Annotated in this window: 16 protein-coding genes and 2 rRNA genes (1 of these 18 only partly in view); 8 read left to right on the top strand and 10 right to left on the bottom strand. The window is 44.2% G+C overall.

What is annotated here, in order from left to right:
* From FD723_RS25380 to FD723_RS25370, 3 genes are all read left to right on the top strand, one after another.
* Nucleotides 1-263: ribosomal RNA gene (locus FD723_RS25380) — 23S ribosomal RNA — on the top strand (it extends 2,627 nt beyond the left edge of the window).
* Nucleotides 264-326: 63 nt separating this feature from the next.
* Nucleotides 327-444, top strand: a 5S ribosomal RNA gene (rrf, locus tag FD723_RS25375).
* A 408-nt stretch (nt 445-852) separates the two neighbouring features.
* A protein-coding gene (locus FD723_RS25370) for an ISAzo13 family transposase (RefSeq protein ID WP_256875227.1) occupies nt 853-2,050 on the top strand; the annotation gives its coding sequence in 2 pieces (ribosomal slippage) (nt 853-1,967 and nt 1,966-2,050; 1,200 coding nt in all).
* A gap of 254 nt (nt 2,051-2,304) precedes the next feature.
* Here the strand turns inward: FD723_RS25370 and FD723_RS25365 are convergent.
* Complete coding sequence (locus tag FD723_RS25365) at nt 2,305-3,102, bottom strand: peptidylprolyl isomerase (RefSeq protein ID WP_179067836.1); 798 nt, start codon at nt 3,100-3,102, stop codon at nt 2,305-2,307.
* 478 nt (nt 3,103-3,580) lie between these two features.
* Nucleotides 3,581-3,955: a cytochrome c gene (locus tag FD723_RS25360; protein WP_179067835.1), complete on the bottom strand. Its 375-nt coding sequence runs from the start codon at nt 3,953-3,955 to the stop codon at nt 3,581-3,583.
* Between the two features lie 218 nt (nt 3,956-4,173).
* On the opposite strand from FD723_RS25360, the gene petG reads away from it, so the two are divergent.
* Nucleotides 4,174-4,287 carry a cytochrome b6-f complex subunit V gene (petG, locus tag FD723_RS25355; RefSeq protein ID WP_179067834.1) on the top strand — a complete coding sequence of 38 codons (114 nt, stop codon included), beginning with the start codon at nt 4,174-4,176 and terminating at the stop codon, nt 4,285-4,287.
* Between the two features lie 26 nt (nt 4,288-4,313).
* Here petG and rsmD read toward each other — a convergent pair whose 3' ends face one another.
* Nucleotides 4,314-4,904 (bottom strand): 16S rRNA (guanine(966)-N(2))-methyltransferase RsmD, encoded by a 591-nt coding sequence (rsmD, locus tag FD723_RS25350; RefSeq protein ID WP_179067833.1) that lies wholly within the window; start codon nt 4,902-4,904, stop codon nt 4,314-4,316.
* Nucleotides 4,905-4,973: 69 nt separating this feature from the next.
* On the bottom strand, nt 4,974-5,609 hold the full coding sequence (hisH, locus tag FD723_RS25345) for an imidazole glycerol phosphate synthase subunit HisH (protein ID WP_179067832.1): 636 nt from the start codon (nt 5,607-5,609) through the stop codon (nt 4,974-4,976).
* A gap of 58 nt (nt 5,610-5,667) precedes the next feature.
* Here hisH and FD723_RS25340 point away from each other — a divergent pair, with 58 nt between their 5' ends.
* Both FD723_RS25340 and FD723_RS25335 read left to right on the top strand, forming a co-directional pair.
* Nucleotides 5,668-6,189, top strand: a complete 522-nt coding sequence (locus FD723_RS25340; protein ID WP_179067831.1) for a peptidase C15 — start codon at nt 5,668-5,670, stop codon at nt 6,187-6,189.
* Between the two features lie 31 nt (nt 6,190-6,220).
* Nucleotides 6,221-7,588: a DUF3370 domain-containing protein gene (locus FD723_RS25335; protein WP_179067830.1), complete on the top strand. Its 1,368-nt coding sequence runs from the start codon at nt 6,221-6,223 to the stop codon at nt 7,586-7,588.
* Between the two features lie 357 nt (nt 7,589-7,945).
* On the opposite strand, the gene FD723_RS25330 is transcribed toward FD723_RS25335, so the two are convergent.
* Nucleotides 7,946-9,280, bottom strand: coding sequence for a hypothetical protein (locus FD723_RS25330; protein ID WP_179067829.1), 1,335 nt, complete (start codon nt 9,278-9,280; stop codon nt 7,946-7,948).
* Between the two features lie 139 nt (nt 9,281-9,419).
* On the opposite strand from FD723_RS25330, the gene FD723_RS25325 reads away from it, so the two are divergent.
* Nucleotides 9,420-9,992 (top strand): Uma2 family endonuclease, encoded by a 573-nt coding sequence (locus FD723_RS25325; RefSeq protein WP_179067828.1) that lies wholly within the window; start codon nt 9,420-9,422, stop codon nt 9,990-9,992.
* A gap of 147 nt (nt 9,993-10,139) precedes the next feature.
* Here the strand turns inward: FD723_RS25325 and FD723_RS25320 are convergent, their stop codons facing one another.
* From FD723_RS25320 to rpsT, 5 genes are all read right to left on the bottom strand, one after another.
* Nucleotides 10,140-14,189 (bottom strand): DNA-directed RNA polymerase subunit beta'', encoded by a 4,050-nt coding sequence (locus tag FD723_RS25320; protein WP_179067827.1) that lies wholly within the window; start codon nt 14,187-14,189, stop codon nt 10,140-10,142.
* Between the two features lie 124 nt (nt 14,190-14,313).
* Complete coding sequence (locus tag FD723_RS25315; RefSeq protein WP_012411285.1) at nt 14,314-16,191, bottom strand: DNA-directed RNA polymerase subunit gamma; 1,878 nt, start codon at nt 16,189-16,191, stop codon at nt 14,314-14,316.
* A 116-nt stretch (nt 16,192-16,307) separates the two neighbouring features.
* Complete coding sequence (rpoB, locus tag FD723_RS25310) at nt 16,308-19,607, bottom strand: DNA-directed RNA polymerase subunit beta (RefSeq protein WP_179067826.1); 3,300 nt, start codon at nt 19,605-19,607, stop codon at nt 16,308-16,310.
* Between the two features lie 780 nt (nt 19,608-20,387).
* A complete protein-coding gene (locus FD723_RS25305) occupies nt 20,388-21,185 on the bottom strand; it encodes a TatD family hydrolase (protein WP_179067825.1) in 798 nt (265 codons plus the stop codon).
* An 85-nt stretch (nt 21,186-21,270) separates the two neighbouring features.
* Nucleotides 21,271-21,567 (bottom strand): 30S ribosomal protein S20, encoded by a 297-nt coding sequence (rpsT, locus tag FD723_RS25300; protein WP_179067824.1) that lies wholly within the window; start codon nt 21,565-21,567, stop codon nt 21,271-21,273.
* Nucleotides 21,568-22,297: 730 nt separating this feature from the next.
* Here rpsT and hisD point away from each other — a divergent pair.
* Nucleotides 22,298-23,599, top strand: coding sequence for a histidinol dehydrogenase (gene hisD, locus FD723_RS25295; RefSeq protein WP_179067823.1), 1,302 nt, complete (start codon nt 22,298-22,300; stop codon nt 23,597-23,599).
* The last annotated feature ends 229 nt before the right edge of the window (nt 23,600-23,828 follow it).

The raw sequence follows: 23,828 nt of genomic DNA, 5'->3' as shown, positions 1-23,828 counted from the left end.
GAGAGGAGTCCTCCTTAGTACGAGAGGACCGGGAGGAACGCACCGCTGGTGTACCAGTTATCGTGCCAACGGTAAACGCTGGGTAGCCAAGTGCGGAGCGGATAACCGCTGAAAGCATCTAAGTGGGAAGCCCACCTCAAGATGAGTGCTCTCACCACTTTAAGTGGGTAAGGTCACGGGCAGAACACCCGTTCTTAGGCGGTAGGTGGAAGTGCAGCAATGTATGTAGCCGAGCCGTGCTAACAGACCGAGGGCTTGACCTCATCACTCTTTTGGTTTAATTCGCGTTACTTGCAGTCTTCAGGGTTTCTGACCCAACAAGTTTTCCTGGTGTCTATTGCGCGGTGGAACCACACTGAACCCTTCCCGAACTCAGAGGTGAAACGCTGCTGCGGCCACGATAGTTTAGGGGTAGCCCTACGCAAAAATAGCTCGATGCCAGGTTTATTTTTTACAAAAAGCCCCACGCTCTAATTAAAGCTTGGGGCTTTTGTTTTTCCTGAATTTAGTATTGGATAAATCGCTATGACTCAAGAACTTTGGGATTTAAGGAAGTCTATTCTTGATGGACGTTCATACAAATAAAGCATCTACAATAAATCCATAACCTGTAATAGAAGCAACAATTGATGTAGTTAATTGGTCAAGACGTTGACGGATAATTGCTCTTAATTCATCTAAACTCTCAATGTATATGCACCTAAGCGACTACAAGCAATGGTAGAAAAACACTGATTATGTCAGTAGATATTTTTTAAATTGGACTTAGAGAACTCCACAGAATGATTGATCCTATGATAAAAGGAATATAATTTTCAGTGTGCAAGCTAGCTGATGTCACCAAAATCTCTAATTGAACTTACGGAGAATCTAAAATCTCTTTACATTAAAACAGCCAAAAAACTAAAAGGAAGCGACCGAAGACAGTTCATGGCAGAAGTTGTAAAAAGCTTGGGAATTGGCGGACAGACCTTGGTAGAACGAGAGTTGGGATGGAATAGACGCACAATCCGTAAAGGAATACAGGAGTTAGAGAGTGGTCAACCTATCATTGATGGTTTCTTTGCTAGTGGACGCAAACGAGTTGAAGCAAAATTACCCAACTTACTGGCGGATATTAAATCGTTAGTAGATGGCCAAAGTCAAACCGACCCAAGTTTTAAGAGTACACGTCTATACACCCGCATGACCTCAGCAGAGGTACGTCGGCAACTGATAGAAAAATTTGGTTACAGTGACGAAGAACTGCCATCACCAGAGACAATTCGGCGGCGATTGAATGACTTGGGATATTGCTTAAAACGAGTTCTCAAAGCCAAGCCAGCCAAGAAGATTCCAGAAACAGAAGCTATTTTTGAACAAGTTGAGCAAATTAACACCGAAGCTGATAATGATCCTAATACCTTACGTATTTCTATTGATGCAAAGGTTGCAGTAAAAGTTGGAGAGTTTGACCGTAAGGGTAAAACTCGCGTACCCACAATCTCACTAGACCATGACTTTGCTCCAGAAACGACTCTGATTCCTTATGGGATTTTTCTACCTGAGTACAACGAGTTATTTTTATTCTTCGTTTCTTCAAAATTGACTGCTGATTGCATAGTTGACTTACTTGAAAGCTGGTGGCAAAGCGTTAAACATCGATTTTCTCACATTCAAAAACTGGTGATTAATCAGGATAATGGACCGGAAAATCATTCCCGCCGCACCCAGTTTATGAAACGCATTGTAGACTTTGCCACCTCATTCCAGCTAACGTTGCAACTTGCTTATTATCCCCCCTATCACAGCAAATATAATCCTGTAGAACGTTGCTTTGGTTGGTTAGAGCAGCATTGGAATGGTAGTTTGCTTGATACTGTTGACACGGTACTCAGTTTTGCTAAAACCCTTACTTTTAAGGGAAAAAATCCAGTTGTAACATTGGTTGAAAAAGTTTATTCCACAGGAGTTACACTCACAAGAAGCTATGGAGAAAGTTGAAGCACAGATTCACCGTCTTCCCCATCTCAAAAAATGGTTTGTGGAAATTTTTACTAAATCGGCATAGCTATTGGATCATTGTTTTTGTGGAGTTCTCTTATACAAATTCTCAAAAGTCTTTACCTGGTGCTATTGATGAGATGTTGAGTGAGTTATCTGGTGGTCAAGAGTGCCAAGAAGGTAGGTAGTTTTTATTGTGGCTAGTTTGAATGCAAACTGCTGTAAAAACGCATGAGCGAGGAATTCCACCTACTATATGAACAACATCAAAAGTTCGCTTTTGATGTTGAAGGCAAACAGCATACAAGGTGACTTCCATACTTAAATTAAAGGTTTATCGCTTTCTCCCTGTCGTCCCCTGTTTACCTCCTGTTGTGGTGCAGACATGATTTGCTTTTGCTGTTCTTGTAGCCAGGTTTCAAAAAGTTCATTTAGAAGTCGCACTTTCATAAATTCATCCAGTTGTGCGGGAATAAATTTTTCCAGCCGCAAAATCACAAACCATTCAGCGATGCGTGTAGGGGGCAATATCTGACCTGGTTGACTGCTAGAGAGCATTTGTACCATTACAGGATGTAGTGCATTCAGTTCAATCGGGCCAACTAAACCGCCAGTTTGGGCTTCTGGGCCGAGTGAGTATTCCCGCGCCAAGTCGGCAAAAGAGTTTTCTTTTGCCTGAATCCTGAAGTAGAGTTCTTGGGCAATTCCCACATCCTGGGTTCGCAATAGGGAATAAATTACTTTATCCAGTTTTGCCTTGGACTGAAAAAAGTAAGATTCTAGTTTGTTACCCCAGGTAGCTTGCTTGAATTTTTCAATTTTCAGCTTACGAGTGGTAATGACTTCTAGTTGATCGGAAGTCAGCCCTTGATGTGCCATCCAAGCCTGGATATCTTCTTCATTTTTGAACTGTTTTTCAGCGTAAAACTGCTGTTTAGCTTGGGCTATTTCCTCAGGTGTACACTCTATTGCTACTTTCGCAAGGTGTGAGTTTTGCTCTATTGCCTCATCGATGATCAATTCACGCTGCAACTGTGGCAGCATTTGGTAACTTGCCAGCAAGGAAATCAATTCACTAGCTGCGATTGTACGATTACCAATTTGGATCGCTTCAGTCATTAGCTTTCAGGCATCTTAAGAATATCTAGTTTGTTAAAGAAGCTATACCATAGCCCATTTATTAAGAGCTTTTGCCTTAATCTTAACGAGTTAGTTATGCTAACCTCACTTTCACAATAATTAAATAGTTACTTGCTAACATACTTAAAAATATACAGTTTATGTGAGTTTTTATCAAAGATTCTACGCAAATATGCTGCTTAAACCTCTTGTCATTACCCGCATCTCTTAGAAGGCTGATGAAATTTGGGTTTTAAAGTTTAAGCATGATTCTCATTTATTAATTTTTATTGAGAATATTCACGCAATAATCAGGGTTATGTAATCTGCTTTGAAAGCGATCGCCAGTTGTAAAAAAATGTGGCTAATGACAAGCCTTAAGTCCTGGGTCTATTAAAAGTTGTTAGAGATAGAAAAAGACAACACAACCTATTCTGCTTTTTCCGTTTGTGTATGCAGCAACCAAAAATTCTCAGGTCTACAACGACTCTAAATAGTTCAGAAGATCCGCCATTTCTTGGGCACTAGGTTGGAATTTTGGCATTGGCGGTGTTTCGCCACTGATCACTTGATGAATCAGTCCATACCGAGACTTGTGCTTGGAAACACCTTGCAAGCTGGGGCCCACTCGCCCGTCTGCTTCCAAGCCATGACAACCAGCGCAGTTAATTTGAAAGATCGCGTGTCCTTGAATTGAGTTTCCTGTTAAGGATAGAACACTCTTGACGTATGGATCGGAGGCTTGAACTAACTGAACACCAAAAAAGCCTAAAGGGACTGCTAGCAGTGTGGCCAGCATCAATAAAACGATCCGCTGAATCAATATTTCAGGTTTGGTAATCTGGTTATCCAAAAGGTTTGCTGTGAAAGTCTAAGTGTGCTAAAAAGTTTTCATTTCCTACACATAGCTTAAAAGTTCTTGATTGTGTCTGCAAGCACAGAAGACTATTTTCTTGTAGGCAATTGGGTAGTTGCGCGTTAAAAAGGCTGTAGAGCGCAGGATTCATACGAAATTTGGTAAAATCAAAAGCAAGCAACGAATATTTAATCATTACAAAGAGGAGATTTCCAGTGGTTGAACCCCTGCTATCAGGTATTGTCCTTGGTCTAGTTTTCGTCACCCTTGCCGGACTGTTTTACGCTGCCTATAGGCAATACAAGCGCCCCAATCAGTTGGGAGGATAAGGGAGTGCTGAGTTAGGAGTTAGGGGTTAGGAGTTATATTGTTCCTCATCTGCTTTATCCGCCCCTAATCCCTCACTCCGAATTCTGTAGAAAGTAAGTGATGTGTTGCCGTAAACTTTCTGGCGGCAAATTTCCCAAGCGGGAATCTCTGGCGGTTTCCAACCTTGTGAGGCGTGTTCAACTGCGATTTCGCCGCTAGGATCTAAAAGTTGATGGTGAGCGATCGCTTCTAATACTGGTTGGTACAATCCACTGGCATAAGGTGGATCAAAGTAAATTCTATCGAATTGCTTGCCTGATAAAGTCTTTAACTGCTGGGTAATATCTCCCCGTAATACCCGAAATTCTTGGTCGGTATTAGCTATCTGTTGCCAATTTTCTTGGATGGTGGCACAGGCTCGGCTCGATTGTTCTATTCCCATTACTAGGCTGGCTCCTCTACACAAAGCCTCTGCACCCATTGAGCCAGTACCAGCGCATAAATCTAGCCAGCGACAACCTGCGACTTCTCCCTGCCAAATATTAAATACTGCCTCTCTTACCCGCGCACTAGTGGGTCTAGTTTCTTTCCCTGGTAAAGTTTTTAGCTGGCGATTGCCGTAAATTCTCAAACTCATTGGTTATTAGTCATTAGTCATTGGTCATCAATTGTAGACAAAAGACAAAGAACAAATGACAAAAAGAATTTAGGCAGGAATTTTTTCGCGGACTTGAGCAACGAAATTAGACAGGATTTGCAATCCGATATTGGAGGATTTTTCGGGGTGAAATTGGACTGCCATCAGGTTTTCATGGGCGATCGCAGCTGTGACGGTTTGAGTACCGTGAGTGACGGTTGCTGCACGGATTAGGGGGTCTATTGGGTCAACATAGTAGGAATGGACAAAATACACCCAAGGATCGGATGGTAAATGCTCCCACAAAATACTTTTTGGTTGAGTCACTTCCAGCTGATTCCAACCCATGTGAGGAATAGTAATGTCGGGTTCTGAGCGAAACCGCCTCACTTTTCCTTTAATAATTCCTAGTCCTGGTTGAGTACCTTCTGCACTTGATTCAAAGAGAATTTGCAATCCTAAACAAATTCCCAAAAAAGGTTTACCAGATGCGATCGCTTCTTTAATAGGTTGTTCTAAACCACGCGATCGCAGGTGTTGCACTGCTGGATCAAATGCTCCCACTCCTGGTAGGACTATAGCATCTGCCTGCTCTAATTCCTTTGAAGAATAAGTAACATTAGGAGTTGCCCCAGCTTTTTCCAAGCCTTTACAGACTGAGTGCAAATTTCCCATCTCGTAATCTACGACCGCAATCACTGGCATTTACCTGCTCCTTGTAAATTTATTATGGAGGGTTTTTCTATTCTAAATAATATTTGTTATGAAGAAAAGAATTCTATTAACTTCTTTTGATATTTGGCTAAAGGATCAACAGTCAAATTCTTCTGATGATTTATTACTTGAAGTTACCAAACTCGATCTGATACCGCATGACTTAACTTTTTTACGCCAGTTACCCGTAGATGTGCAACTTGCCAGTACTCAGGTAATGGAAAAAATCAATGCAATCCAACCTGATTACATTATCTGTTGTGGCATGGCTGCAAGCCGTACACAATTAAGTGTGGAAGCCGTTGCTAGCTATGGAGAAATTGTTTTGCAGACAGAAGTTGATTTAGAAAAATTAGTGGCGGGAGCCACAGCAATTGAGATTAGCTACGACTGCGGTAAATTTGTTTGTGAAGGTCTTTACTATTCAGTGTTGGATTACTTAAGCCAAAATAAACTCACAGCACGTTGTATTTTTGTCCACGTTCCGGTTCTCAATCAAGAAAATTTGAGGGGGATTCTTGCCGATTTCGTATTAATTATTAACAAACTGGCACTTTCATCAAGTTGTTAATGTCTGTATGGTGAAAGAAATATCTAAGTATATGTTGCCATTGCTACTAATTTTTCCCATTGCTCAATTAACTCCTGCTACACCACCACCTGAAGAAGTTGTACAACCACAAGAAGTACGACCTTTACCAGGTCAATTGGATGCAGTGCCAACGTTTAACAGCAATAGTCCAGAATTGGTTTTGAAAGAAGGAATTTTACTTTCCACTTTTCCACCCGATGGCAAAAAAGTGCCAACGGCACATCTGAATTTTCCCTTTCGAGGACGATTTGATATTTTTGCTCACCACATTACGAAAGCTGAACCAGCAGATAATTTGCGAGCGCTCTATTTAGGGATAATTTTGCATAACCCTGGTTCAGAATCGGTAAAGGTGAATATTTGGCAGGCGGCGAGTTATTTGAGTCAACCGGATGCACCATTTATTCCGTTACCATCTTTTAGCCAAAATCTTTTAGGTAAAGTTTTTGCGGGTCCAGGCGATCGCGTTATGTCTGATGTGCTTCGGGGAGTGCGACAAGAAATTTTCCCTGCTCAAATTGAGATTCCACCAGGGAAAAGTCGGATGTTACTAAATTTGCCAATTCCGGTGCAGGGATTGACACCGCCCCTCAATGGTCGGTCTACATTGATGCGACTACAAAGTAATGGCAATGTCTATGCAGCTAGCCTCGCCATGTTTGCACGGGTGAATCCTGATGGCAGTGAGCGATCGCCTACCTTAGAAGAGTGGCAAAATTTACTAGATAATGGTGATTTGGCTGGGCCACGGGATAAAGCCCCCACTCCCTTAGAAGGAAGTGATAAGCCAAGAATTTATGGGCGTGTAGCTGGAGTGGCTGGTGGTTCGCGATGGAGAGCCTTATTAGTAGATAATCCTAAAGCTAGGTATCTAACCATTCCTCAGCCTGGTCAAGTGTTTTCTTACGCTCTGAGTACCCTACATGGCGGTACCTTAGGAACTGGTCAAATTCAAAGTGCTACTATGCTGGTGCGCTATCCTGACACCGCATATCGCGCTCATGGCAATTATGGAATTCAATATAATCTGAAGTTGCCGCTATACAACAATACTCAAAGTCCTCAAACTGTTAGTGTGTCGATACAAACGCCACTCAAAGAGGATCAATTGGGAAAACCGGGGTTACGCTTTCTTAGTACACCAGCCCCTCAAGTATTTTTTCGGGGAACGGTGCGGGTACGTTACAAAGATAGCCAAAATCAGCAGCAAACTCAGTTTGTGCATTTAGTGCAAAAGAGAGGTCAACCAGGGGAACCATTAGTTTTATTAAATATAAAAGCTGGCGATCGCTCTTTAGTAGAAGTAGACTTTCTCTATCCACCAGATGCCACACCACCACAAGTCTTAACAGTTTCAACTCAGGCTGAACCTCGGTAATGAATGATGGGTAATTAGGTAGGTAAAAACTCAGCAAATAAAGCTCTACTAGTTATGGCAGAGACTTACAATGCTTACTAATAGTAGGCATTGTATTTACAACACAAATACTGTTTAAGAACCATTCCAAACTGTAAACGCCTATTGAAGTTGCAATCATATATACTATGACTACTAAGGTAGTAGTCCAAGGTTTAATTTCATGCATAGATTCTTTTGTTGATATGGATTATAAAGAGTGTATTTCCAAATACATTACCTGAATTTAATTATGGCAAGCAATACTGTTCTTAATTATACATTTTAGAGACGCAGCAATACTACGTCTCTAAATTCTTTTTCGGAAATGTCTATTTACTAACCTCGTTGAAAACCCTTTGCTGGCTTTTGTTGTCCCTTAGCCTTTGGCTTCGATTTGTTAACTTCTCCTAAAGCTTCCTGAAATAAGTTATGCAAATGTATGGGTACACTGGCAATATCTGGTAACTCTGGCTCAATGGGTTTGTGAAATTCTTGCAAAAGTGTATCCAAGTCACTTTCAAGGTGAAACTCTGGACGTTGCAAAAACTTTTGTAACACATTTTCTAATTGAGTTGGATACTGTTGCGCTAATCGATGCCAGATAAAAGCATTAATACTTTTATCTTCCAGGTAGTAACGAACTAGTTTTTCCGCCCCTTGAACACTTTGCCAATCCTCTGCGGCTAAAATTGCTTGTATCTTACTATATGTTGGTAAAAACATTTGTCCCCAACGTGGATGAGAAAGAGCCGTTACCTGTTCTGCTTTCTTGAGGTCAGCAGGTAAATCAACCTTTGGCATCACCATTTTGCTATTGCCACTTTTGCTGTTAAACATCTGAGAAACTACGCTAGAATCAGCACCAAATTCTTCTGCTGCTGCTTTGATTTCCTCGTCTCCAATGCCTGCTGCTTCTGCTACTTCAGCCAGAGATTTAGAAGTATCAATTCCTGCGGCGGCAAAAGTTTTTTCAGTAATTACTTCTTGAAATTCCGCTATTTTTTTATTAAGATGGTATCCAGATAGTGTGATTTCGTCAGTGCCAAAAAAGTCCACAAACTGCTGATGATATTGTGCTACTGACTGCCAAGCTTCTTCTAACAAGTCGGGAGCATCGCTGTAAAGATTACTTTTATAGTTTTCTTTGAAATTGCCAATTGCTACAGCAAGTTTTGGTTTACCTAATTTACCCATGATTGTGTAGGGGCCAGAAAACATCCAATAGCTATCGGTGACAGGAGAAATACGAGTTAGCAAGATTTCTCCTGCTTTCAAGCGAGATATTGCCTGTAATGTTTGAGTATTGTTTGGCTTGACGATGTAGTGTTTATCTGTCAACCAGTTCGTCAATTCAAAGCCATCAGGTAAAATATTCGTTATGGCAAATAAGCCAATAAAACTATGATGCCAGCTATTGATCAGGCTGCGATCGCTTTCTTCTAAATCTGGATGGCTTTCGATAAACAAGTCTAATGGAGACTTATCACCGACTTTCCCATCTGTCAGAAAGCTATCGATGATTAAATCCTGCTGCGTACTATCCCCACTTCCCCGGCGCGACTGTATAGCTGCATAAGTTTCTAGTGCTTGTGCTAGTTCCCCCTCAGCATCAAAGACAAAATCAACTAAGGCTTGTTTTAATTGGTGCGATCGTTCTAATATGACATCCACAAGTTAATCTCTCGGTGCAACAGATGTAGATTATAGCGTTTGAGAGAATTACAACATCTAGCAATAGCTAGATTTATACGAATGTAGCCGTAAAGCTTCTCTTAAACTAGATATAAGGCATCACACAAGGTCATTACAGATGGTCGCAATTCCAAATTCTAGCTATATTTCCCCAGAAGACTATCTCAGAGAAGAAGAAACCAGTCCTATCAAGCATGAATATAGACAGGGACAGGTTTATGCAATGGCAGGGGCAAGTAATGCTCATGTCATTATTTCTCTTAATATTGCTTCAATGCTGAGAAATCATTTGCGCGGGAGTGGCTGTCAGGCTTATATATCAGACACTAAAGCACATATTGAGTCGATTAATATCTATTACTATCCCGATGTTATGGTAAGTTGTGACCAACGAGATAGAGCTTTTAACAACTTTCTGCGTTATCCTTGCTTAATTGTAGAAGTGCTATCTCCGACAACAGAAGCCTTTGACAGAGGTGATAAATTTGCTGACTACCGACAGATGGAGTCACTTCAGGAATATGTACTTGTCAGTCAAACTCGGTTAAATGTTGAGTGTTTTCGCCGTAACTCAGAGAGACAATGGGTACTTTATCCCTATGGTAAAGAAGATATCATTCATCTGACGAGCGTAGATTTTCGGTGTGCCGTTGCAGATTTATATGAGGATGTTACTTTTGAATCGCCATAATTGACTGACTACTAGCTCAAAAGCCAGAAACTAGAATTTTGAGGATTTAAAAATGTGTTTTTAGAGGGCAAAATAAAAAGGCAAAAGAAAATCTTCTTTTGCCTTTTTGCTTTTTATCTTTTAATAGATACTTGAAATTTCTAGTCTCTATTCATCATCAAAATCATCTTCGTCGTCTTCCTCTTCTTCCTCATAATCGTCGTCGTCTGCGACTTCATCGGCGATTAATTCATCTTCGTCATCTAGAACTGACCTTTCTGCACGTCTGCTGCCAAAGCCAGATTCCCCAAGAGTAGGAGAATCTAAATTATAGGTGCGAGCTGTGCGGTCATCTAAAACCATATCTAGAGGATCATCAACTTCATCCAAGACACTACTGCTAATCTCAGCAGCATAATCTTCGATCGCACCAGGTTCATCATAGGTATTGTACCCAGTACCAGCCGGAATCAATCGCCCAATAATCACGTTTTCCTTTAATCCGCGCAGCCAGTCAGATTTGCCTTCGATGGCTGCTTCGGTAAGTACCCGTGTTGTCTCTTGGAAGGATGCGGCGGAAATAAAGCTGTCGGTATTCAAGGATGCTTTGGTGATCCCCAACAATACTGGGGTATACTGTGCCCTAGCACCGCCTGTAATTGCCATAGCTTCGTTCACCTGCTCAACTTGGCGCAGTTCCACCAATTCGCCGGGAAGCATGGTGGTGTCACCACCATCATCAATCCTGACTTTGTTGGTCATCTGGCGAACAATTACTTCAATGTGCTTATCGGAAATATCAATCCCTTGAGACTGATAAACCATTTGCACTTCATTCACTAAGAAGGTTTGTACCTTCTGCAAGGCAAGGCTAGCACAAGCATAGATTCCGTCTTCAGAACCCAGGCTAAAGAAGATTTCCAAAATTTCATGAGGATTGGATGGGCCATCAGTCAACGGTTGTCCCGCTAATACCATTGAGCCATCTGGGACAATCAAATTTTGTCCAGGCCCCAGAGGATAATCTGTCACTACGCCATTTGATTCTACGACCTTAATGGCGATCGCTTCATCACCACCCTCAGCGTAAACTACCTTAACTTCACCCGCCCGGCGACATAAAATGCACGCTTCTTTGGGTTTACGAGCTTCCAGTAGTTCCTCAATCCGGGGCAAACCTTGAATGATATCTCCGGTTTTGGCGCGTTCAAACACCAGCAACACCAAGTTATCACCCCGTTGTACCAAATCGCCGTCTTCTATCTGCAACACAGCACCAGGGCTGACTCGGTAAGGGCGACCAATACGGGTAGTAATAACGTAGTTTTTAGTACTCAGAGCGGAGTCTCCACCAGATGCAGCAGCGACACTTTTAACATCCACTACTTGCCCTGATTCTGGGGCAAAAATTCCAGGAGCAACTTCTGCACCTTCTACTAGCAGGTCACCCACTTTCACCTTGGGTTGAGTACTAGTATTGGTGATGAGCCTGTCAACGTCGCGTAACACCAAACAACGACGAACGTTTTCAGTTCCTTTTTTGACACCCCGCACTTCCCCACCTTCTTTACATAAGATTTGGGTACGTGCGACTACAGAACCGGGGGCAATAGTTAACCCATCGTGTACCTCAAGTGTTGTTTGGGTGCTACCTTGGGTGGCATCAGCGGTAATGTCTCGACGAATCACCAAGGATTCCAAAATCACCAGTTGTAAGCGTTGAACTTCTGGGTCTTCAGTATCTTGTACCAATTCAATATCTGCTGCCAGGGGTGAAGCATTATGGTCTTGTTCGCCTTCTTGCTCAATTTCCAGCACTAGCTGGGTTCGCAGCAGTTCCACACCTTCAACAGATTTGACGCGTTCTGAATCTTTGTAAGGTAGTCGCTGCACAGCTCGCAATTGAATCGATCGCCCGGTTTGTTGACTTACCGATGTTGTTGATGGCACATCTGGGTTATCCGGTACGGCAAACTCAACTACTGGACGACTCAACAGGGCAGGCCCTTCTGGTGTCTCCACATATTGGATATAACGCAATTCCGTGGCGACATTGCCTTGGAATTCCTCACCTGGTTGGATGAAGGTGTTATCTCGGCCAATAACTGATTCTGGATCGTCCACCATCAGCAGTTCCCCTGGTTTCACCACGACTTCCCGCAGGATGTCGTTTTTCTGGGTCACTTCGATCACCCCGCTGTTTTGGCAGAAGATATCCTTCACGACTTCGGTGCCAGCTTCGACAAACTGACCGTCTTCTACTAACAGCAAGGAGATATCTTTGTTAACTTCGTGGCTTTCTTCAGGAATCCACAACAGGGTACCGCCTTGCACGACTTCATAACCCAGCTTGGCTTTACCTTTTTTCTGGACTTCGACACCTGCAAATTTCAGGAATCCACCAGTGGTTGTGCGATAGCGGTCATCAATTAACTCAGCTACTACTTGACCATTTTGCACCTTAGTGCCTGGGGTAGCTCGGAGGTTAAATACTTGGTTGTTGCCAGTGGAGACTAAGTAGTTATTACGACCTTGAGAACTTTGGACTGTCACTGTTGCCTGGTCTAAGACCACAGAAGCAGTGATAATCTCAATTTCTCTGGTACTCTTACCTGGGGTAGCTTCGGGCAAGCGCACGACACCACCGTGTAAACTGGCTAACTTGGTTTCTGCTAAAACTCCATTAGCAGCGATCGCATCACCATTTTTGACAATCAATTCGGCACCGGGCGGCAAGTTGTAAACTTCCCCAGACAAAATCCAAATCAACCCCCCCCGTGCGGCTGTGGTTGTGGTATTACCCTGACGGTCGGTTTTTTGTTCTGGAACGACTTCGGCAAATTGCACTTCCCCTGCCAAGTCAGAGGCAACATCTTTAACTGCTTTTTCTGTATTAGTCCGAGTTGTCCGTCCACCGAGGGCAACCTCTGCCAACAACTGACCTTGTTTTACCTTATTTCCATCAAATACATATAGTGTTGAACCTTGAGTCAGATGAACCTCTTGGTTCTCTGGGGTAACATCACCTTCTTTTTTCGGCTCCAAAAGCATGATGCCATTAGCTTCAACATAGAGAGCATCTTCCCCGTGGCGGGTACGATACGTTCTAGTCTTCAATTTGCGGGGAAGCTTGACAGTTCCATCGATTTTAGAACGCACTTGTTGTGCCACTTCTCCAGTAAACACCCCACCAGTGTGGAATGTCCGCATGGTTAGCTGAGTACCAGGTTCACCGATACTTTGGGCGGCAATAATCCCCACAGCTTCGCCCAAATCCACCATCTTGGCGTGGGCCAAACTCCAGCCGTAGCAATGTTGACAGACAGAACGTGCGGCTTCACAAGTTAGTGGCGATCGCACCACAACTTCACCCACCCCAGATTTTTCAATTTTCTTCGCCAAATCCTCAGAAATTGGGGAATTGCGAGCTGCAATCACTTCTTTTGTAACTGGATGCAACACATCTTCGCCAATTACCCGTCCCATCAAGCGGGTAGCCAGAGGAATTAAGGTTTTAGCCCCTTCTGTCATTGGTCGAATGGCCAGACCTCTAGTGGTGCCGCAGTCAAATTCCCGAATAATTACATCCTGGGATACGTCCACCAACCGACGGGTGAGATAACCAGAGTCAGCCGTCCGTAAGGCAGTATCCACCAATCCTTTTCTGGCACCATAAGACGAAATAATGTATTCCGTCACAGTTAAACCTTCACGGAAATTGGTTTTGATCGGCAAATCGATAATTTCCCCTTGAGGATCTGCCATCAGTCCCCGCATCCCCACCAACTGCCGCACTTGAGAGATGTTACCTCGTGCCCCAGAGAATGCCATCATGTATACGGAGTTCAGGGGATTAGTCTTCTTGAAGTGAACGACTACTTCATCTTTCAAGGCTTCACTAGTACCATTCCAAGTATCGATTACCTTTTGGAAGCGTTCTACTTCAGTGATTTCTCCCCGTTGATAACGGGTTTCAGTAGCGCGAATTTCTTCCTCGGCTGCTTCTAAGAGCAATCGCTTAGTTGGTGGTATCATCAAGTCATCTACACTGATGGAAACCCCTGCTTTGGTAGCGTAGCGAAATCCCAAATCTTTCAATTTGTCCGCCATCACTGCGGTTCGGGCTGTACCATAATTCGTAAAAGCCCAAGAAATTAATTTTTGCAGTTGACTTTTGTTAACTACGCGATTGCGAAAAATCATTTTTTCGTTAGTCATTAATCATTAGTCCTAAATTAATAGTTAGGAGTTAGGAGTTAATAGTTAGGAGTTAAAAGTGAGGAGTTAGGAATAAAAACTCCCAACTCATAACTCATAACTCCTAACTCATCACTCCTCACTTTTAGCTTGCTAGTGCTTCCTGAATGGCATTGTTGTAAATAACGCGGCCAGGAGTTGTGTATATATACTGTGAAAGTACATTGCCTTTCGCGTCTTGTCTGACTCGACGGAACTTATAGAGTAATGTGCGAGTACCATCTTCGTTTTCCGTCACTTTCACGGGTTCTGTATCCGGCTGGTCTGATTCTATTTCGCCGTCAAACCTTACGTAAATATAGGCGTGCAAGTCAATTTGATCTTGCTGGAAAGCCATAATTACATCCTCTAGCGAAGAAAAGTAATTTCCTGCCCCTTTTGTCGCACCGGGATTTTCTGCTGTTAAGTAATAGGCTCCCAACACCATATCTTGGCTAGGCGTGATGATTGGTTTACCCGTAGCTGGTGACAAAATATTGTTAGAAGCCAACATCAGCAACCGCGCTTCAGCCTGACTTTCTAACGAGAGAGGAACGTGTACCGCCATTTGGTCGCCGTCAAAGTCGGCGTTAAACGCTGGACACACCAGAGGATGCAGTTGAATCGCTCTACCTTCTACTAAAATCGGTTCAAAAGACTGAATACCCAAACGGTGCAAAGTTGGTGCCCGGTTTAGCATTACAGGGTGGCCTTCAATCACCTCTTCCAGCACATCCCAAACACTGGGGTCATTACGTGATATCAGCTTTTTCGCAGCTTTGATGTTATTCACCATACCGCTACGAATCAGGCGGTTAATCACAAATGGTTGAAATAGCTCAATTGCCATTTCTCTAGGCAAACCGCACTGGTGAATTTTCAGCTTTGGCCCAACCACAATTACCGAACGTCCAGAGTAGTCAACCCGTTTACCTAACAAGTTTTGTCGGAAACGTCCTTGCTTACCCTCAATAATGTCGGACAAAGATTTCAGGGGTCGGTTATTTGCCCCTACTACAGTGCGTCCCCGACGACCATTGTCAATCAAAGCATCCACTGCTTCTTGCAGCATCCGCTTTTCGTTCCGCACGATAATCTCTGGTGCTAAAATTTCTTGCAAGCGTGCCAAACGATTGTTGCGGTTAATTACCCGCCGATACAAATCATTCAAATCGCTGGTGGCAAACCGCCCACCATCTAGTTGCACCATTGGGCGCAAGTCGGGGGGAATCACGGGAATAACTGCCATTACCATCCACTCTGGTTTGGAACCAGTGGCGATAAAGTTGTCAATCACCCGCAATCGCTTAATTAGCTTGGCTCTCTTTTGTCCCTTGGCGTTGCCAATTTCTTCCCGTAGGCTTTCGGCTTCTTGTTCTAAATTAATATCGGCAAGCAAACGCAACAGCGCTTCCGCACCAATACCTACCTCTACGCCTTGCAGCACAGAATCTTCGCTATAAATTTGGTCTTCTATTTCCAACCACTGGTCTTCACTCAGTAGTTGTTTGTAAGTTAAAGTTTCGGCATTACCTGGACTCAGGACAACATAAGAGTTGAAATAGACAATCTGCTCGACATCCCGCAAGGGCATATCCAACAGGATGGAAATATAGCTAGGAATGCCTTTGAGATACCAAACGTGAGCTACTGGTGCGGCGAGTTTAATATAGCCCATACGGTGACGACGCACCCGTGACTCGGTGACTTCTACCCCACAGCGCTCACAAACAATACCTCTGTGACGGACTCTTTTATACTTGCCACAATGGCATTCCCAATCTTTTGCCGGGCCAAAGATGCGCTCACAAAACAAGCCATCCATCTCTGGCTTGAGAGTTCGGTAGTTAATCGTCTCTGGCTTGGTAACTTCACCGACTACTTGACCGTTGGGCAATGTTCTCTCGCCCCACTGCCGAATGCGTTCGGGGGAAGCCAAGCCGATTTTTACGTAGTCAAACTGATTAGTTTGGGCAGGTCTCATACTTAAGTGCTGAGTTTCGAGTTATGAGTTTTGAGTATATTTAGTTTTACAACATCGGGAACGGGGCATTGGGGATTGGGCATTTTTCCCATTCCCTATGCCCGATTCTCTAATTCTTATTCGTCATCATCCAGCGATTCGCGGGAAAGAGATTCGTAAGTTGGTCGGGGAGGTGTGCGACGGGCTGATTGGTCTGCCATCAAATCGACTTCCACATCTAGGGAACTGCCATCTGCTTGGGTTTCTACCTTGTGTACGGCAATGTCTAACCCTAATGATTGCAACTCGCGCATTAGCACCTTAAAGGATTCTGGGGTTCCAGGTCGAGGAATTGCCTTACCTTTAACGATCGCATTTAACGCTTCATTCCGCCCTTGCATATCGTCAGATTTAACTGTGAGCAATTCCTGTAAGGTGTAAGCTGCACCAAAGGCTTCCAATGCCCACACTTCCATTTCTCCAAACCGCTGACCACCTTGTTGTGCTTTACCACCCAAGGGTTGCTGAGTCACCAGTGAGTATGGCCCTGTGGAACGAGCGTGGATCTTGTCATCCACCAAATGCACCAGTTTCAGCATATAAGCCACACCGATGGTAATTGCTCGGTCAAAAGGTTCACCTGTCCGACCGTCATACACCATGATTTTGCCTGGATTATCTGGGTTATATACCCAGTCTTTCCCGGTTTCGTCCCGTGCTTCTTGCAATTTGCCATGCACGATTCGGCGGGATGTCTCTTCACCATACATTTCATCAAAAGGAGTAATCTTAAATCGTACTCCCAAGGTCTGACCAGCCCAACCTAAGAGGCATTCAAATACTTGTCCAACGTTCATCCGACTGGGTACACCCAAGGGGTTAAGTACAATGTCCACTGGTGAACCATCGGGCAAATAAGGCATATCTTCTGCTGGTAATATCCGAGAAATAATCCCTTTATTACCGTGGCGTCCTGCCATTTTGTCACCAACTTGGATTTTGCGTTTTTGGGCGACATATACCCGGACTACCATATTGGCTCCCGGTGGTAGTTCATCGCCTTGTTCGCGAGTAAACAAGCGCACATCAACTACGCGACCTTTTTCACCGTTGGGAACTCGCAGGGAATTATCCCGCACATCGCGCGCTTTTTCACCGAATATCGCCCGCAATAATTTTTCTTCTGGTGGCTGGTCAGATTCACCCTTGGGTGTAACTTTTCCTACCAAGATATCACCAGCTTCTACCCAAGCCCCAATGCGAATGATTCCCTGTTCATCCAACTGGCGCAAGGCATCTTCCCCGACGTTGGGAATTTCTCTGGTGATTTCTTCTGGCCCCAGTTTTGTCTGTCTAGCTTCAATTTCATATTTTTCAATGTGAATTGAGGTGTAGACATCATCCTGCACCAGTCTTTCAGAGATTAAAATTGCGTCTTCGTAGTTGTAGCCTTCCCAAGGCATATAGGCAACAACGATATTTTGTCCTAGTGCCAATTCACCGCCTTCGGTGGAGGAGCCATCAGCCAATACCTGACCAGCAACAACCCGTTCACCAATACGAACGAGAGGTTTCTGATTTAAACAGGTGTCTTGGTTGGAACGTTGATACTTGGAAAGGGTGTATCTAATTTCTGGGGTATTAGGTTTCGGACGGACACGAATTTCTGTGGCATCTACATAAGTGACATCGCCATCAGTACGCGATACAATCACCATCCCAGAGTCTCTTGCTCCTTGGGCTTCCAAACCAGTACCCACTAAAGGGCGTTCTGGCTTGAGCAGGGGTACAGCTTGCCGTTGCATGTTCGATCCCATCAGCGCTCGGTTAGCATCATCATGCTCCAAGAAGGGAATCATGCTAGTCGCTACCGACACAATCTGTACGGGAGATACTGCTACGTAATCCACCTGTTCCGGTGTTGTGGTGGAAAATTCTTGACGATAGCGGACAGGCACTTGTGGCCCAATAATGTGACCGGTTTCATCTACAGGGATATCACCAGGAGCAACCCGCAGATCGTCTTCTTCATCCGCTGTCATGTAGGCTGGAGGCAGGTCAAATCTGACTCGCCCATTTTCTACCGGTCTAAATGGCGTTTCGAGGAAGCCGTACAGGTTCACCCGCGCATGGGTTGCTAAGGAGCCAATCAGTCCGGCGTTGGGGCCTTCTGGTGTCTCAATGGGGCAAATACGTCCATAGTGACTCGGATGTATATCTCGCACGGCAAAACCGGCACGTTCGCGGGTTAAACCACCAGGGCCAAGGGCACTCAAACGGCGTTTGTGGGTCAGTTCTGCTAAGGGATTGGTTTGATCCATGAACTGACTTAACTGGCTGGAACCAAAGAATTCTTTAATTGCTGCTACCAATGGTTTGGGGTTTACCAAGGAAGCAGGAGTTAGCACTTCCGCATCGGATACCGTCATCCGTTCCCGAATAATTCTCTCTAGGCGGTTTAAGCCGACCCGCACTTGGTTTTGCAGCAATTCACCGACGCTTCTCACTCGGCGGTTGCCCAAGTGGTCGATGTCATCGATATTACCGATGTCATACTCTAAGTTAATTAGGTAATCTACGGCTGCCAAAATATCGCCAGCAGTCAGCACCCGCATTGTGTCTGGAACAGAAAGGCGCAATTTCTTGTTGAGTTTGTAACGTCCAACGCGACCAAGGTCATAACGTTTCGGGTCAAAGAAACGAGAGTCGAGGAGTTGTTGTCCACCTAATACTGTGGGTGGTTCACCAGGACGTAGTTTGCGATATAACTCCATCAGGGCTTCTTCTTCAGAAAACTGCCCTTCTTTTTCGATGGTTTTTTGGAAATATTCGGGGTGGCGTAAGGCGTCAAAGATTTCGTTATCTGATAACCCTAAAGCTTTTAGGAGTACCTGCGCTGAGAGTTTGCGGGTTTTGTCGATGCGTACCCACACCAAATCGTTACGGTCTGTTTCAAATTTCAGCCATGCTCCCCGATTGGGAATTAAGCTAGCTGAATAAGTACGTCGCCCGTTTTTGTCGATTTCTGATTTGTAGTAAACTCCTGGCGATCGCACTATTTGGTTGACAATTACCCGCTCGGCACCGTTAATAATAAACGTGCCGCGATCGGTCATCAAAGGCAAATCACCAATGAATACCTCTTGTTCTTTGATTTCCCCGGTTTCTTTATTAATCAACCGTGTGGGAACATACATTTGGACGGCATAAGTGCTATCCCGCCGCTTGGCTTCTTCGACGCTATACTTTGGCTCCTTGAGTTTGTAGTTATGACCCAAAAAGTGCAGTTCTAATTTACCCGTATAATCTGTGATAGGACTAAAGGAGTTAAGTTCTTCTATCAGCCCTTCTTCTAAAAACCAGCGAAAGCTTGACCGCTGGATTTCAATCAAGTCGGGCAATAGAAAGGCGGGTTCCATATATGTTTCTTTAGTCATGCCTCTACCTTTGTCAACCTGGTTAAATTTTCCCTTGGACACTGCTGTTTGACGCTTCCCACTGCTAGCCAGTGTCCTTAGCTGTTGGGGAACTTTTTCTTACACACTTGCTATTTACACCTATGGGCAAACACAGCGATTAAATCTAGCTAAAATGAACAATCTTGACAATGGGACGATCGCTCTGAATGAGGAGTGTAGAAGCGCACAAGCAAGGAAGAATTTGCTGAAAGCATTTACAGTCCGCACCCAATGTCCCACGCCCATTTCAATCAGAATATATAGTTGAGATGTTCCTGAATTTGATCTAAGTTTCCTCACTTTCCCTCCAAAAAGCGCGTTAATTTGCTGACGCAGCTCCACACAGTGTGTCTTAAATCCACTCCGCTGTTTATACTCTCAGTGATATCCTAGATATCCTAAGACTGAGGGAATGATCGGCACTTGGTCGATTTTGAATCAGAATCACTTCATTTTGCTGGATTGTACTCACAAGGCAATTTTGTTTAACGATTTTCAATAGATTCAATACACACTAAGCCTATGTTGTGCAAAAGTCTAGCTCAATTCGGGTTGGCACGGTTAATCATGTGTGGAGAGCATCGGCTTGTAGAGATTGGGAGGTGGCCAAGCCATAACAGCACGGAAAATTCAGATGAGAAGTTTTAGGCTCCTTCCTTTATCATTATGGCGCAAGCAAAATGTTTTTGAGGCAATAATATTAGCATATTTTTGTCCCCCTATAGTTTTATTTTTTTTAGCACAACTTAACAAAAGATACTAGGATACACTTGATACTGACAATCCAAATAATTTACAGGCATTTTGGGTGGTTTGATGGGCGATCGCCTCTACTGTTTCCTGACGCAGTTTAGCTACTTGTTCGGCTACATAAAGGACGTAAGCCGGCTCGTTGCGCCTCTCGCCCCGTTTCGGAACTGGAGCCAGAAATGGACAGTCTGTTTCAATCAGTAGGCGATCGCTACTTACCATCGCCGCTGAAGATTGGATTGCTTTGGCGTTTTTGAACGTTACCGTTCCGCTAAAGCTGATGTAGAAGCCTAAATCGAGAAACCATTGGGTTTCCTCTGGCGTTCCTCCCCAGCAATGCATAACACCCCGTACTCTTTCACCTTTGAGTTCCCGCCATTTTTGCAACACTTCTCTGGTTGCCACAGCAGCATCCCGACAGTGGATAATCACTGGTAAGTTTAGTTCCGAGGCGATCGCTAACTGCGACTCGAACACCATCAGCTGATGCTCGTAGTTATCAGCTTTGTAAAAATCCAGCCCCATTTCCCCAATTGCCACCACATTCGAGTCAGAACTTGCTAAAGTTTTGATTTTCTCGGCTGTGTCGTTATTCCATTTTTCAGCATCCAAAGGGTGTAACCCTACAGCAAAGCTGATTTCGGGAAACTCTTGGGCTAGGGATTGAATACTGGCAAACTCCTCTGGGTGAACACAGGAATGTACTAAACGCACTACACCTGCTTTTTGCCACCGCGATCGCACTGTTGCTAAATCCGGCTGGAAACTATCAAAGTTGAGATGTACGTGCGTGTCTATCAGTTGCATCTTTTGTCCTACCCTGCGGGAAGTCGCTGGCGCGTCTATGTTGTTTGTCCTTAGTCACAAATGACGAAGGACAAATGACCAATGACTACTCAGCTGTTTGGGTGAGGGGTTTTAGTTTGTGAGCCAATCTTGACTTTTTCCTTGCCCCATTGTTGGGGTGAAGGACACCCCGTTTAATCGCTTTATCAATTTTGCCGTAAGCCTCAGATAACCTGGTTTGTACTTCTTGTTTTAATTCTGGGCTAGGATTAGCTGTATAGGCAGCTACAGCATTAATGTATTTCTTTATCAGCGTCTTGACTGCTGATTTGTAAGCTTTGTTACGCAGTCGGTTACGTTCTGCGATTTCGGCACGCTTGAGAGCAGACTTTGTATTCGCCACAGTCAATTCCAAAAATACTATTAATTATGTACACACACTACTAGACTTACTAATATAGCATCCAAATTGCCAATGTTATAATTTCCTAAAAAAATTCTGGGATTGAGTATTGGGTATGGATGAATAATCAATAGTTATTGTTCCACCCTTTCCTCTGTCTTCCTTACTTCCGTATTTCGTCAATTTAGGAAATGCGTTAAGATATTGAGATACATCTAAGACTGCCACCCTAACCACAACCTGATTAAGCAATGTGATTGCCAAGAAATACAATCTTATACCCGTAAAGCGGATGTATTGTCAGAGGCAAAGAACTGTAAAGAGCTAAATTTCAGGGATTTTCAAGTATTGAACCGATGTATCGTTTCTATACACAGATTAACAACTACTGAAAGTTAGGAAAATAAGTAAAAATTATACTTAGACATACTCCTTGTAATCCGGGAGATTAGGTGAATACACTACTTGCACTCTGCAAATAGTGAAAATAAAGGCATAAGGGCAGCGTGAATGGCATACCTGCTTTTTGCTACTAGCCTACCAAGGCTTGTGGAACTGAGCAATTAAGTTGCCTTATCAAGCAAACTATATGCTGGTAGTCTTGAGAGTATCAAAAAAATTCAGGTTAAGCTAGAGAAGAGAATTAGAGTCAGCTTGCACACCCCAGTGGGTCAAGAGCAATACTAAATCTCAGGTGGCAATATTATAATTTTGGCATTGTCCTTACTCCATGCTGCGAATCATTACTCAGCAGGCAGACGTTAGAGCAGAACTACAACGGATCTGCGATCGCACCCATGACGAACAGGTGCTTCACAAAGAAGCAACGGTGCGGGAAGTTTTGCAAGCAGTGAAGCGCCAAGGCGACAAAGCTGTATTGCATTACACAGCCGAATTTGACAAACAAACCTTGAAAGCAGAAGAACTCCGAGTTACAGGCTCGGAATTAGATGCAGCCTATCAACAGGTGTCAAAGGAATTGCTTGACGCAATTCGGCTAGCTTGCCGCCAAATTGAAGCGTTTCATCGTCAGCGTGTACCGAAAAGCTGGGTACATTTTGGCGACGATGAAGTAGTGCTGGGCAAACGCTACACCCCCGTAGATCGAGCCGGGTTGTATGTGCCTGGTGGCCGTGCCGCCTACCCCAGTACAGTGCTAATGAATGCAATTCCGGCTCATGTTGCTGCTGTACCCCACGTGGTAATGGTGACACCTCCTGGCCCTGGCGGTGCAATTAATCCCGCAGTCTTGGTAGCTGCCCAAGAAGCAGGGGTGCAAGAAATTTATCGCATTGGGGGCGCACAAGCGATCGCCGCTTTAGCCTATGGTACAGAAACGATTCCGAAAGTGAATGTAATTACTGGCCCTGGTAACATTTATGTCACCCTAGCGAAAAAACTTGTCTACGGCACCGTCGGTATTGATTCTTTGGCAGGCCCTAGCGAAGTGCTGGTGATTGCCGATGAAACCGCAAATCCGGTGCATGTAGCTGCTGACTTGCTAGCCCAAGCCGAACACGATCCAATGGCGGCAGCAATTTTGTTGACGACTGATGCTGCTTTGGCGAAAAATGTGCAATTAGCCTTGGAAAGACAGCTAGTAGATCATCCACGGCGAATAGACACAGAAAAAGCGATCGCTCACTACGGCTTGATTGTCGTTGTGGAATCGCTCGAAGCAGCAGCAGAACTCTCAAATGAATTTGCCCCCGAACACCTAGAATTAGAAGTCAAAGACCCTTGGGCACTCCTACCACAGATTCGCCATGCTGGGGCAATCTTTTTAGGTTACTCAACACCAGAAGCCGTAGGAGACTATTTGGCAGGCCCTAACCACACCTTGCCAACTTCTGGCGCTGCCCGCTATGCTTCGGCATTGGGGGTTGAAACTTTCCTCAAGCACTCCAGTATTATTCAATACTCCCAAACCGCACTGCAAAATGTGGCTGGTGCTATTGATGTGCTAGCAACAGCAGAAGGTTTATCTTCTCATGCTGATTCAGTACGACGCCGAATTCAGCAAGAAGAGTAATTTGGAATGCTTAATTTTTTCTTATAACTAAAAGTTTGGATAGCGATAACTACGGTAAGCTACGCTAATGCCCGCCATTTGCTATCCTACCTTCAGCTGCCCTTTCTTTAAGCGTCCACAAGTCGGGCATTACCGACGTTAGTTTCTGGGAGAGAGTTTTCCTTTCCCAGAAACTTGTGAAAAGCTTCTCTAGCCCAGTCACTACAAGGCAATACTATAAAAGTGGCTT

It is taken from the genome of Nostoc sp. C052, assembly GCF_013393905.1.
GTDB lineage: Bacteria > Cyanobacteriota > Cyanobacteriia > Cyanobacteriales > Nostocaceae > Nostoc.
This window is presented reverse-complemented; position numbering and strand designations above follow the sequence as displayed.

Excerpts from the sequence above, each read along its gene's own strand:
- FD723_RS25365 (WP_179067836.1), bottom strand. The coding sequence starts at position 3,102 with ATGACTGAAGCGATCCAAATTGGTAATCGTACAATCGCAGCTAGTGAA.
- rsmD (WP_179067833.1), bottom strand. The coding sequence starts at position 4,904 with ATGAGTTTGAGAATTTACGGCAATCGCCAGCTAAAAACTTTACCAGGG.
- hisH (WP_179067832.1), bottom strand. The coding sequence starts at position 5,609 with ATGCCAGTGATTGCGGTCGTAGATTACGAGATGGGAAATTTGCACTCA.
- FD723_RS25340 (WP_179067831.1), top strand. The coding sequence starts at position 5,668 with ATGAAGAAAAGAATTCTATTAACTTCTTTTGATATTTGGCTAAAGGAT.
- FD723_RS25335 (WP_179067830.1), top strand. The coding sequence starts at position 6,221 with ATGTTGCCATTGCTACTAATTTTTCCCATTGCTCAATTAACTCCTGCT.
- FD723_RS25325 (WP_179067828.1), top strand. The coding sequence starts at position 9,420 with ATGGTCGCAATTCCAAATTCTAGCTATATTTCCCCAGAAGACTATCTC.
- FD723_RS25320 (WP_179067827.1), bottom strand. The coding sequence starts at position 14,189 with ATGACTAACGAAAAAATGATTTTTCGCAATCGCGTAGTTAACAAAAGT.
- FD723_RS25315 (WP_012411285.1), bottom strand. The coding sequence starts at position 16,191 with ATGAGACCTGCCCAAACTAATCAGTTTGACTACGTAAAAATCGGCTTG.
- rpoB (WP_179067826.1), bottom strand. The coding sequence starts at position 19,607 with ATGACTAAAGAAACATATATGGAACCCGCCTTTCTATTGCCCGACTTG.
- FD723_RS25305 (WP_179067825.1), bottom strand. The coding sequence starts at position 21,185 with ATGCAACTGATAGACACGCACGTACATCTCAACTTTGATAGTTTCCAG.
- hisD (WP_179067823.1), top strand. The coding sequence starts at position 22,298 with ATGCTGCGAATCATTACTCAGCAGGCAGACGTTAGAGCAGAACTACAA.